Source organism: Isoptericola sp. NPDC057391 (assembly GCF_042668085.1).
Lineage (GTDB): Bacteria > Actinomycetota > Actinomycetes > Actinomycetales > Cellulomonadaceae > Isoptericola.
In genome coordinates, this window is the sequence record NZ_JBHVBO010000150.1 from 1 (window position 1) to 10,433 (window position 10,433).

At 76.0% G+C, this 10,433-nt stretch carries 11 protein-coding genes; 8 read left to right on the top strand and 3 right to left on the bottom strand.

Annotation, left to right across the window (positions count from 1 at the left end; translation table 11 throughout):
* Positions 1-32 precede the first annotated feature (32 nt).
* Complete coding sequence (locus tag ACFUVW_RS16290) at positions 33-524, bottom strand: hypothetical protein (RefSeq protein ID WP_430572364.1); 492 nt, start codon at positions 522-524, stop codon at positions 33-35.
* A 271-nt stretch (positions 525-795) separates the two neighbouring features.
* Between ACFUVW_RS16290 and ACFUVW_RS16295 the strand changes: the two genes are divergently transcribed.
* From ACFUVW_RS16295 to ispF, 3 genes are all read left to right on the top strand, one after another.
* Complete coding sequence (locus ACFUVW_RS16295; RefSeq protein WP_079570762.1) at positions 796-1,278, top strand: CarD family transcriptional regulator; 483 nt, start codon at positions 796-798, stop codon at positions 1,276-1,278.
* A gap of 82 nt (positions 1,279-1,360) precedes the next feature.
* Positions 1,361-2,089 carry a 2-C-methyl-D-erythritol 4-phosphate cytidylyltransferase gene (gene ispD, locus ACFUVW_RS16300; RefSeq protein WP_430572365.1) on the top strand — a complete coding sequence of 243 codons (729 nt, stop codon included), beginning with the start codon at positions 1,361-1,363 and terminating at the stop codon, positions 2,087-2,089.
* A 5-nt stretch (positions 2,090-2,094) separates the two neighbouring features.
* Positions 2,095-2,586 carry a 2-C-methyl-D-erythritol 2,4-cyclodiphosphate synthase gene (gene ispF, locus ACFUVW_RS16305; RefSeq protein ID WP_430572373.1) on the top strand — a complete coding sequence of 164 codons (492 nt, stop codon included), beginning with the start codon at positions 2,095-2,097 and terminating at the stop codon, positions 2,584-2,586.
* 26 nt (positions 2,587-2,612) lie between these two features.
* Here the strand turns inward: ispF and ACFUVW_RS16310 are convergent, their stop codons facing one another.
* Positions 2,613-3,260: a D-alanyl-D-alanine carboxypeptidase family protein gene (locus ACFUVW_RS16310; protein ID WP_430572366.1), complete on the bottom strand. Its 648-nt coding sequence runs from the start codon at positions 3,258-3,260 to the stop codon at positions 2,613-2,615.
* Positions 3,261-3,347: 87 nt separating this feature from the next.
* On the opposite strand from ACFUVW_RS16310, the gene ACFUVW_RS16315 reads away from it, so the two are divergent.
* Positions 3,348-4,034 (top strand): response regulator transcription factor, encoded by a 687-nt coding sequence (locus tag ACFUVW_RS16315; RefSeq protein WP_430572367.1) that lies wholly within the window; start codon positions 3,348-3,350, stop codon positions 4,032-4,034.
* Complete coding sequence (locus ACFUVW_RS16320) at positions 4,027-5,157, top strand: sensor histidine kinase (RefSeq protein ID WP_430572368.1); 1,131 nt, start codon at positions 4,027-4,029, stop codon at positions 5,155-5,157. The genes ACFUVW_RS16315 and ACFUVW_RS16320 overlap by 8 nt, the downstream gene beginning before the upstream one ends.
* A 26-nt stretch (positions 5,158-5,183) precedes the next feature.
* Here ACFUVW_RS16320 and ACFUVW_RS16325 read toward each other — a convergent pair whose 3' ends face one another.
* Positions 5,184-6,608 (bottom strand): D-arabinono-1,4-lactone oxidase, encoded by a 1,425-nt coding sequence (locus ACFUVW_RS16325; protein WP_430572369.1) that lies wholly within the window; start codon positions 6,606-6,608, stop codon positions 5,184-5,186.
* 90 nt (positions 6,609-6,698) lie between these two features.
* Between ACFUVW_RS16325 and ACFUVW_RS16330 the strand changes: the two genes are divergently transcribed.
* The 3 genes from ACFUVW_RS16330 to rlmB are packed head-to-tail and all read left to right on the top strand — an operon-like array spanning position 6,699 to position 10,377.
* The gene (locus ACFUVW_RS16330) at positions 6,699-7,898 is read left to right on the top strand and encodes an alanine racemase (RefSeq protein ID WP_430572370.1); all 1,200 of its coding nucleotides are present in this window, start codon (positions 6,699-6,701) and stop codon (positions 7,896-7,898) included.
* A 24-nt stretch (positions 7,899-7,922) separates the two neighbouring features.
* Positions 7,923-9,347 carry a cysteine--tRNA ligase gene (gene cysS / locus ACFUVW_RS16335; protein WP_430572371.1) on the top strand — a complete coding sequence of 475 codons (1,425 nt, stop codon included), beginning with the start codon at positions 7,923-7,925 and terminating at the stop codon, positions 9,345-9,347.
* Positions 9,348-9,387: 40 nt separating this feature from the next.
* A complete protein-coding gene (gene rlmB, locus ACFUVW_RS16340) occupies positions 9,388-10,377 on the top strand; it encodes a 23S rRNA (guanosine(2251)-2'-O)-methyltransferase RlmB (RefSeq protein ID WP_430572372.1) in 990 nt (329 codons plus the stop codon).
* The last annotated feature ends 56 nt before the right edge of the window (positions 10,378-10,433 follow it).

A 10,433-nucleotide genomic window follows, 5' to 3' on the forward strand; every position in this document is an offset into this window, starting at 1 on the left:
GCAGTGCTGCGGGCCGCCCCTCGTCGCGCGGGTCAGGCGCCTGAGGTGCTCGGCACCCAGGCCGCGTACTCGGGGAGCGTGCCGTCCATGACGGGCAGGAAGAAGTCCTCCTCCGTGCCGGCGCCGGACAGGGTCGCGTCGAGGTCGCCGCCCGGGTGGGTGGCCACGGTGTCGAGCTGGGCGTCCACGGCCTGGTCGCCCTCCTGGTCGGCGCTGAGGTAGACGGTCTGCCCGGCGGGCACGGTGAGCGAGATCGGCTCGGCGCCCTCGGCGGCGAGCACGAAGTCGACGTCCTCGGCCGAGCTGTTCGCGAGCGCGCCGAGCACGGCGCCGGGCTCGCCCTCGCCCTCGGAGACGACCATGAGGTTGATGCCGCGCACCTGGTCGGTGAGGTTCACCCGGATCCCGTCGGACGGGGCGTACGGCTTGGTGGTGATCGTGGGGGAGCAGGCGGCCAGCAGCAGGGCACCCGCCATGACGCTGGCGGCGGCGACGAGGCGTGCGGGGCGGGCGGAGCGGGACACGAGCTCTCCTTCGAAGGCGTCGGCTCGCGGGCGCGGGTGGCCGCGCGGGCGCGGGGCATCAGGGTTCCCCCACGTCAGGCGGGGAGGGGCGGGCCTGCAGGGACCCGCCGACATCCTAACGATGCCGGGCGCGCGCTGCGTCCATGATTGCGCTTCCAGGCCTCTGACCTGCACAAACGGGTTCGTCACAGGGCGGTGGGGAGGCCGCGGGGCAGGGGGGTGTCGGCCTCCCCGTGATAAGATCGTCGACTGGGAAAGGGGACATCTGCAGATGACGTTCACAGTAGGCGAGACGGTTGTCTACCCGCATCACGGCGCCGCGCTGATCGAGGAGATCAAGACGCGCAAGATCCGTGGCGAGGAGAAGATGTACCTCAAGCTCAAGGTTGCCCAGGGCGACCTGACGATCGAGGTCCCGGCGGAGAACGTCGACCTCGTGGGTGTGCGCGACGTGGTCGACCAGCAGGGGCTGGACCGCGTCTTCGAGGTGCTGCGCGCGCCCTACACGGAGGAGCCGACCAACTGGTCGCGCCGGTACAAGGCGAACCTCGAGAAGCTCGCGTCCGGCGACGTGATCAAGGTCGGCGAGGTCGTCCGCGACCTGTCGCGCCGCGACGCGGACCGCGGCCTCTCGGCCGGCGAGAAGCGCATGCTCGCCAAGGCTCGCCAGATCCTCGAGTCCGAGGTCGCGCTCGCGGAGGGCGTCGACGAGGAGAAGGCCGGCGCCATCATCGACGAGGTCCTCGCCTCCTGAGGCACCCCGTCACCAGCGCTGCACGACGGCGACCTGCGGCTCCGGCCGCGGGTCGCCGTCGTCGTTCCGGTACCGTGACGCCGTGACGACGCTCGCGATCCTCACCGCCGCGGGGTCCGGCACCCGCCTCGGCCGGGACCTGCCGAAGGCCCTGGTCGACCTGGCGGGCTTCCCCCTCGTGGTGCACGCCGCCCGCCGCCTCGCCGCCTCGGGCGTCGTCGACTCCCTGGTCGTCACGTGCCCGGCGGGCCTCGACTCCGCGGTGCGCGACGTCGTCGCGCAGGACCCGCACGTCGACGTGCCGGTCCGCGTGGTCGAGGGCGGCGGTACCCGACAGGCGTCCGTCGCCGCTGGCCTTGCGCTCGCCGGCCCGGACGACGACGTGGTCCTCGTGCACGACGCCGCGCGCCCGCTCGCCCCGCCGCGCCTGGTGCGCCGCGTCGTCGAGGCGGTCCACGCCGGCCACGGCGCGGTCGTCCCCGGGCTGCCCGTCACGGACACCGTGAAGCGCGTCGCGCCGGCGTCGTCGGCGGGCGGGCCGGACGTCGAGCGCGTCGTGGAGACCCCGGACCGCGCGGAGCTGCGCGCGGTGCAGACGCCGCAGGGCTTCGACCGCGCGCTCCTGCAGCGCGCGCACGCGCAGGGCGCGGCCCGCGCGACGGCCGAGGGGCTGGCGGCGACGGACGACGCCGGGCTGGTCGAGGCCCTCGGCGAGGCCGCCTACGTCGTCACCGGCGAGGAGGCGGCCATGAAGATCACCACCGAGCGCGACCTGCAGGTGGCCGCGCTGCTGCTCGAGGAGGAGTCGTGACCGGTCTGCCCCCGGGGCTGCCCCGCACCGGCCTCGGCGTCGACGTGCACGCCTACGCCCCCGAGGGGTCCGACCGCGAGCTGTGGCTCGGCGGCCTGCGCTGGCCGGGGGAGCGGCCGCTCGCCGGGCACTCCGACGCCGACGTCGCCGCGCACGCCGCCGCGGACGCCCTGTTTTCCGCCGCCGGCATCGGCGACCTCGGCACCCACTTCGGCACCAGCGAGCCCGAGTGGGCCGGGGCCGCAGGGAGCGTCCTGCTCGCCGAGGCGGCCCGGCGCGTGCGGGCGGCAGGGTTCGAGATCGGGAACGTCGCCGTGCAGGTGATCGGCAACCGTCCGAAGGTCGGCCCGCGCCGGGCCGAGGCCGAGGCGGCCCTCACCGCCGCGGCCGGCGCACCCGTCTCCCTGAGCGCCACCACGACCGACGGCCTGGGGCTCACCGGCCGCGGGGAGGGCGTCGCGGCGATCGCGACGGCGCTCGTCGTCGCCGTGGGCTGAGCCGGCACCGGTCCGTCGCGCGGCCCTCACCGCTGCAGCCGCGGGTCGTGCGAGGGGTCGGCGTACGGCTCCGGGCAGCCCTCGTCGACCGCGTCGGGGCGCAGCTCGACGTGCCACGGCTCGTTCGCGTACACCCGGCACAGCCCGTACGCGGCGCCGTGATCGGCCACCCACTGGCTGCCGCCCGTCTGCTGCAGGTCGACGGCGTCGCCGGTGACGTGCGACGACGTGTCGGCGGAGGCGACCCAGCGGGCCGCCTCGGCCGCGGACCCGTACTGCGCGACGGCCTCGCGCAGCAGCTGGTCCTGGTACGCCGCCGAGCGCCAGGCGCTGTTGACGAAGAACGTGACGCCGTCCTGCTCGGCGTCGGCCGCGGCCGCCTGCAGGGCGGCGAGCAGCGCGGGGTCGAGGTTCGCCAGGGCCGGGAGGTCGTCGTCGAACACGGTGGTGCCGTCCGGGACGTGGCCGGCCGCCTCGCCGTCCCGCGCGCCGCGGTCGGCGGGAGCCTTCGCCGGCGCGACCGACGTCGTCGCGGGCGGGGGCGACGCCGTCTGGCAGGCCGCGAGCCCGGCCAGCGCGGCGGCGGCCGCGGCGAGCGCGAGCACGGTGCGGGACCGTCCGGCCGTCCGGACGGCGGGGGTGCGGGACGCGTGGGCGTGTCGGTGGTGGAGCATGCCCCCAGTCGAGCCGGGGCGGTGTTGCCCGGGCGTATGCGCTGCTCGATACGCGGACGATAGGTGCCGCTCCGTAGCATCGAGGGCATGCGCGTGCTGATCGTCGAGGACGAGCCGTACCTGGCCCAGGCCGTCCGCGACGGGCTGCGCCTCGAGGCCATCGCGGCGGACGTCGCGGGCGACGGCGACACCGCCCTCGAGCTGCTGGGCGTGAACTCCTACGACGTCGCCGTGCTCGACCGCGACATCCCCGGCCCGTCGGGCGACGAGGTGGCCGCGAGCATCGTCGCGTCCGGGAGCGGCCTGCCGATCCTCATGCTCACGGCCGCGGACCGTCTCGACGACAAGGCCACCGGGTTCGAGCTCGGGGCCGACGACTACCTCACCAAGCCGTTCGCGATGCGGGAGCTCGTGCTGCGGCTGCGCGCCCTCGACCGCCGGCGCGCGCACAGCCGGCCGCCGGTGCGCGAGCTCGCGGGCCTGCGCGTGGACCCGTTCCGCCGCGAGGTCTACCGCGACGGGCGGTACGTCGCCCTCACCCGCAAGCAGTTCGCCGTGCTGGAGGTGCTGGTCGCGGCGGACGGCGGCGTCGTCAGCGCGGAGGAGCTGCTGGAGCGGGCGTGGGACGAGAACGCCGACCCCTTCACCAACGCGGTGCGCATCACGGTGTCGGCGCTGCGCAAGCGCCTCGGGGAGCCGTGGGTGATCGCCACCGTGCCCGGGGTGGGCTACCGCATCGCGGCCCCGTCCGACGACGAGGCCCGGCATGGCTAGGAGCCCCGGCCCGAGCGTCCGGCTGAAGCTCACGCTCAGCTACGCCGGGTTCCTCGTGGTGGCCGGCGCGCTGCTCCTCGCCGTCGTGTGGGTCTTCCTGCTGCGGTACGTGCCGGACACGATCATCGTCGACGTCGCGCCGTCCCGTCCCGGGCCCGGGCAGTTCGTCCCCAACCGCTCCGACCTGGAGCGCGCGTTCGCCCCCCGGGTGGCCTGGGCGATGGTCTTCCTCCTGGTGTTCGGCCTCCTCGGCGGGTGGTTCCTCGCCGGGCGGATGCTCGCCCCGCTGGACCGCATCACCGACGCCACCCGCCGGGCCGCGGAGGGGTCGCTGTCCCACCGGGTCCGGCTGCCGGGCCGGCAGGACGAGTTCCGCGAGCTCGCCGACGCGTTCGACACGATGCTGGCGCGGCTGGAGGCGCAGGTCGCCGAGCAGCAGCGCTTCGCGGCCAACGCGTCCCACGAGCTGCGCACCCCTCTCGCGACGACGCAGGCGATGCTCGAGGTGGCCCGCCGGGACCCGGAGCGCGACGTCGCGGAGGTGCTGGACCGCCTGCACGCCGTCAACGCCCGCGCCATCGACCTCACCGAGGCGCTGCTCCTGCTCAGCCGGGCCGACCGCGGGGCGTTCGGACTCGAGCGCGTCGACCTGTCGCTCGTCGCGGAGGAGGCCGCCGAGACGCTGCTGCCGCTCGCGGACGCGCGCTCCGTCGAGGTGCGCGTCGGCGGGGACGCCGCCCCCGCGCTCGGGTCGCACGCGCTGCTGCTGCAGCTCGCCACGAACCTCGTGCACAACGCGATCGTGCACAACCTGCCGGGCGGCGGCACGGTGCGCGTCGACACGGGGGTGCGGGGCGAGGACGTCGTGCTCACCGTCGAGAACACGGGCGACCCGATCGACCCGCGCCTCGTCCCGACGCTGGTCGAGCCGTTCCAGCGCGGCGGCGGGCGCACCCACGGCGCGCACGCGGGCGTCGGGCTGGGCCTGGCGATCGTGCGGAGCATCGCCGAGGCGCACCACGGCACGGTCGCGTTGGCGCCCGGCTCGGCCGGCGGGCTGCGGGTGACGGTGCGGCTCCCGGGGGGGCGGGCCGCCCCGCCGGCGTGGTGGCCGTCCGCCTAGTCGGTGCTGCTCGTCCCTGCTGCCGGTCAGTGCTGCCGGTCCGTCGCACCCAGGACGGTGTCGGTGTAGCCGTTGCGGAAGACGCCGCCCGGGTCGACGGCGGCGCGCACGCGGGCGACGTCGGCCAGGGGGTAGTGGTCGGCGAGGTGCTCCGCCGTGCGGGTGTGCATCTTGCCCCAGTGCGGCCGCCCGCCCGCGGCGGCGAAGATCTGCTCGGCCGCGCTGAAGTACCGCTGGTACGGCATCGGCGCGTACTGGTGCACCGCGACGTACGCCGTCTCGCGGCCGCGCGCCGTCGAGAGCCAGACGTCGTCGGCGGCGGCGAAGCGCACCTCCACCGGGAAGGGGACGGGCTCGCCGGACGCGCGCAGCCAGGCGTCGAGCTCGTCGAGCACCTCCCGCAGCGCGGCCCGCGGCAGCGCGTACTCCATCTCGACGAACCGGACGCGGCGCCGCGTGACGAAGACGTCGGCCGACGGCGCCACGTACGTCTTCGCGCCCAGCGCCCGCGCGCTGACGGCGTTGAGGCGGGGTACGAGGCCGGGTGCGGCGAGCGCGAGGCGGTTCACCACCTCGAAGGCGCCGTTTGACAGCACCTCCTCGTCCAGGAGGGCGCGGGCCCGGGCGCCCGCGGTGCGCACGGCGCCGAGGCCGCCGGCGCGGGCCGCGGCCCACGCCTCGACCTCGTCGGCCGACGCGCGGTTGTTCCGCTTCGTCAGCGCCCGGCGAGTGCCGGGGAACCAGTAGAACTCCGCGTGGTCGTTGCCGTCGACGTACTCGTCGAGCTGCTCCAGCACGCGGTCCAGCGGCCAGGGCTCCTCCTGGGCGCGCAGCCAGAACGCGGGCGCCACCTCGAGGGTGAGCGCGGACAGCACGCCCGCGGTGCCGAGGCCCAGCCGGGCCAGCTCGAACAGCTCCCGCTCCGCGCTGCCGGGGGCCGCGGCGTCGGACGCCGACCGGACCGCGCCGTCGGCCCCGACCACCCGCACGCCCCGCACCTGCGTCGCGAGGCCGCCCAGCCGCGCTCCGGTGCCGTGCGTGCCGGTCGAGATCGCGCCCGCGACGGACTGGCGGTCGATGTCGCCGAGGTTGCGCATCGCCAGGCCGAGCGCCGCGAGCATGCGGTTGAGGTGGTGCAGCCGGGTGCCCGCCCGGACGGTGACCAGCGACGTGCCGTCCGGCTGCGGCGCCACCGCCTCGATCCCGCTGAGGTGGTCGAGGCCCAGGTGCAGGCCGTCGGTCACCGCCGCGGCGGTGAAGGAGTGGCCCGCGCCCATCGCGCGCACCCGCAGCCCGTCGGCGGCGGCCCGGGCGACGACGGCGCCCAGCTCGCCCTCGTCGCGCGGCGCGGCGCGGCGCGCGGGCTGCCACGAGTGCGTGCCGCCCCAGGTGCGCAGCGGGGCGTCGGGGGCGGCGGAGGCCGGTGTACGGGCGACGGTGCTCGAAGTCACGCGGCACACTCTGCCACGGGCCCCGGCCCCGACGGATCCCCCTCAGGGTGGATCGTCGAGGCCCCCCGGGGGCCGGTGTAGCGTGCGGTCATGACCCAGACGGAGCGGCTGGCCCGCGCCACCGCGCACCTGCCGGCTCCCGTGGCCGTGGTCGACCTGGACGCCTTCGACGCCAACGCCGCCGACCTGCGCCGCCGAGCCCGGGGCGTCCCCGTGCGGGTGGCGAGCAAGTCCGTGCGGGTGCGCTCGCTGGTCGGCCGGGCGCTCGACGCCGGGTTCCAGGGCGTCATGGCGTTCTCCCTGGCCGAGGCGCTGTGGCTCGTGCAGGAGGGGGTGCGCGACGTCCTCGTCGGCTACCCCACCGTCGACCGGGACGCCCTCGCGCGGCTGGCCGCCGACGTCCGCGCGCGGCGCGAGGTCACGCTGATGATGGACGACGCCGCCCAGCTCGCGCTCCTGGACGCCGCCCTGTCGTCCGCCGCGGTGCCCGCCGGGACGGGCGACCTGCCCGACGTCGCCCTCTGCCTGGACGTCGACGCGTCGCTGCGCCTCGACACCGGCCCGCTGCACGTGCACCTGGGGACGCGACGCTCGCCGCTGCGCACGCCGGACGACGTCGCGGCGCTCGCCCGCCGCGTCGAGGCGCAGCCCGGCGCCCGGCTGCGCGGGCTGATGTTCTACGAGGCGCAGGTCGCCGGCCTGCCCGACACCAACCCGGCCGTCCGGCTGGTCAAGAGGCTGTCGGTGGCCGAGCTGTACGGCCGCCGGTCGGCCGTCGTCGAGGCCGTGCGCGCCGCCGTCGGGCGCGAGGTGGAGCTGGTGAACTCGGGCGGCACGGGCTCCCTCGAGACGTCGTCGTCCGGGCCCACCGTCACCGAGGTGACCGCGGGCTCGGGCCTGTTCGTCCCCGGCCTGTTCGACGGGTACCGCTCCTTCGACCCGCGGCCGTCCGCGTTCTTCGGGCTCGACGTCGCCCGGGTGCCGGCCCTGGGGTGGGCGACGGCGTTCGGCGGCGGGTACGTCGCGTCCGGTCCCGCGGGGCGCTCGCGGCTGCCCCGGGTCGCCACGCCCGGCTGGTCGCTCACCGGCACCGAGGGCGCGGGGGAGGTCATGACGCCGCTGCGCAGGCGCCGCGGAGCACCGCCCCTCGCCGTCGGGGACCGCGTCTGGCTGCGGCACGCGAAGGCCGGCGAGCTCATGGAGCGGTTCGACGTCGTCCACCTGGTGCGCGGCACCGAGGTCGTCGGGTCCGTGCCCACGTACCGCGGCGAGGGACGCACCTTCGGCTGAGGGACCGGCCGGTACCCTGGACCGGTGAGCCTGCACCTGTACGACACCGCGACGCGCGACGTGCGCGCCTTCGTCCCCCTGAACCCGGGCGAGGTCGGTATCTACCTGTGTGGCGCCACCGTGCAGGCCCCGCCCCACATCGGCCACCTCCGCCCCGTCATCGCGTTCGACGTGCTGCGCCGCTGGCTGGAGCGCTCGGGCCTGCGGGTCACGCTGATCCGCAACGTCACCGACATCGAGGACAAGATCCTCGCCAAGGCCTCCGCGGCCGGCGTCCCCTGGTGGGCGCACGCCGCCACGCACGAGCGGATGTTCACGCGCGCCTACGACGCGCTCGGCGTCCTGCCGCCGACGTACGAGCCACGGGCCACGGGCCACGTGCCGGACATGGCGGAGCTCATGCAGCGGCTCGTCGACCGCGGGCACGCGTACACGACTGGGCCGGGCGACGTCTGGTTCGACGTGCGGTCGTGGCCCGCGTACGGCGAGCTGACGAGGCAGCGACTCGAGGACCTCAACCCCGAGCCCACCGGCGACGACGCCGCGGCGTCCGCCAAGCGGGACCCGCACGACTTCGCGCTGTGGAAGGCGCCCAAGCCGGGCGAGCCGGAGACGGCGTCCTGGGAGACGGCGTTCGGCCGGGGTCGGCCGGGCTGGCACCTCGAGTGCTCCGCGATGGCCCGCCGCTACCTGGGCGACACGTTCGACATCCACGGCGGCGGCCTCGACCTGCGGTTCCCGCACCACGAGAACGAGCAGGCGCAGTCGCGCGCGGCGGGGTACGGCTTCGCGCAGCGGTGGATGCACTGCGCGTGGGTCACCCAGCAGGGCGTCAAGATGAGCAAGTCGCTGGGCAACGGGCTGCTCGTGAGCGAGCTGCTCTCCCAGGCGCCCGCGCCCGTCATCCGGTACGCCCTGGCGGCCGTCCAGTACCGGTCGATGCTCGAGTGGTCGCCCGACACCCTCGACGAGGCCCGCACCACCTGGGAGCGGCTGTCCGGCTTCGTGGACCGCGCCACCGAGCGGGTCGGCGCCGTGCCCGCGGAGGAGGTCGCGAAGGCCGAGCTGCCGGCCGGCTTCGTCGAGGCGATGGACGACGACCTCAACGTGCCCGCCGCGCTCGCCGTCGTGCACGAGCACCTGCGCGCGGGCAACAGCGCCCTGGCGTCGCGCGACGACGCCGCGGCGCGCGCCGAGCTCGTCGCCCTGCGCGGCATGCTCGACGTCCTGGGCCTCGACCCGCACGACCCGCAGTGGGCCTCGGGCGCCGACGACTCCGCGGCGCGCGCCGCCCTGGAGTCGCTCGTCGCCGCCGAGCTGGACGCGCGGGTCGCCGCACGCGCCGCGAAGGACTGGGCCACGAGCGACGCCATCCGCGACCGCCTCGCGGCGGCCGGCGTCGTCGTGCAGGACTCCGCCGACGGCGCCCGCTGGACGCTGACCGACTGACCCGCTCGACCACTGAGCTGGCTACCTGAGAAGAGACACCATGGCAGGCAACACCCGACGGCCCGGCGCCGTCCGCAAGCCCGGCAGCAAGAAGGGCGCGCAGGTCGGCACCGGCGGGCACAGCCGCAAGGCGCTCGAGGGCAAGGGCCCGACGCCGAAGGCCGAGGACCGCACGTACCACCCGGCGCACAAGCGCAAGGTGGCGGCGGAGAAGCGGCAGACCGCGCAGGCGCAGAAGGGCGCGAGCAAGGGCGTGGTGCGCGGCACCCGGCGCCCCACGGGCGGCGCCGAGGTGGTCGCGGGCCGCAACGCCGTGCTCGAGGCGCTGCGCACCGACGTGCCGGTCACCGCGGTGCACCTCGCCGCGCGCATCGACCACGACGACCGTACGCGGGAGATCCTCGAGCTGGCCTCGACCCGCTCCGTGCAGCTGCTCGAGGTGAGCCGCACCGAGCTGGACCACCTCACCGAGGGCTCGGTGCACCAGGGCGTCGCCGCGCAGGTGCCGCCGTACGACTACGCCGACGTCGAGGACCTCCTGGACGCCGCAGCCGAGGCGGGGCAGCCGCCGCTGATCGTCGCGCTCGACGGCGTCACCGACCCGCGCAACCTGGGCGCCGTGCTCCGGTCCGCCGGGGCGTTCGGCGCGCACGGCGTCGTCGTGCCGTCGCGCCGCTCGGCGGGCGTGACGGCGTCGGCGTGGAAGGTGTCCGCCGGGGCCGCGGCCCGCGTGCCCGTGGCCAAGGTGACGAACCTGGCGCGCACCCTCGCCGACCTGAAGAAGTCCGGGGCGTTCGTCGTCGGGCTGGACGCGGGCGGCGACACCACCGTGCGCGACCTCGCGTTCGCCACCGACCCGCTGGTGCTCGTCGTCGGCTCCGAGGGCCACGGCCTGTCCCGGCTGGTGCGCGAGACCTGCGACGCCGTCGCGTCCATCCCCATCTCGTCCGACGTCGAGTCGCTCAACGCCGGCGTCGCCGCGGGGATCACCCTCTACGAGGTGGCCCAGGCCCGCACCTCCGCGAGATAGAGAACCCGGACCCGCGAGATAGAGAGGTCGGGACGACACCGCAACCGGTTGCGGTG